This is a genomic window from Catenulispora yoronensis (genome assembly GCF_039531695.1).
GTDB classification, from domain to species: domain Bacteria; phylum Actinomycetota; class Actinomycetes; order Streptomycetales; family Catenulisporaceae; genus Catenulispora; species Catenulispora yoronensis.
Genome location: NZ_BAAAQN010000255.1, coordinates 1 through 514, shown reverse-complemented (window position 1 = coordinate 514; position 514 = coordinate 1). Strand labels below are relative to the sequence as shown.

The following is a 514-nucleotide window of genomic DNA, read 5'->3' as shown; positions in this document are numbered from 1 at the left end:
ATGGAAGTAGAGGTAGCCGCCGAACACTTCGTCCGAACCTTCGCCGGAAAGCACCATTTTGATGCCCATGGCTTTAATTTTCCGCGACATCAGGTACATCGGCGTCGAGGCGCGAATAGTGGTCACATCGTAGGTTTCGATGTGATAGATAACGTCGCGGATGGCATCCAGCCCTTCCTGGACGGTAAAGTGAATTTCGTGGTGCACGGTGCCGAGGTGGTTGGCCACCTCCTGCGCCGCTTTCAGGTCAGGAGAGCCTTCCAGACCGACCGCGAAAGAGTGCAGCTGCGGCCACCAGGCTTCGCTACGCTCCTGATCTTCGACGCGACGGGCGGCGAATTTCTTGGTGATAGCCGAGATGACCGATGAATCAAGACCGCCGGAGAGCAGCACGCCGTAAGGCACGTCGGACATCAGGTGGCTTTTCACCGACTCTTCCAGCGCCTGGCGCAGCTCGTTCTTATCGGTAACGTTGTCTTTCACCGGGTCGTAATCAAACCAGTCGCACTGATAG

At 57.0% G+C, this 514-nt stretch carries 1 protein-coding gene; it reads right to left on the bottom strand.

Translation table 11 applies throughout. The features are described from left to right. On the bottom strand, positions 1-514 hold a 514-nt coding region (locus ABD481_RS47185), incomplete at both ends, for an asparagine synthase-related protein (protein ID WP_344672397.1).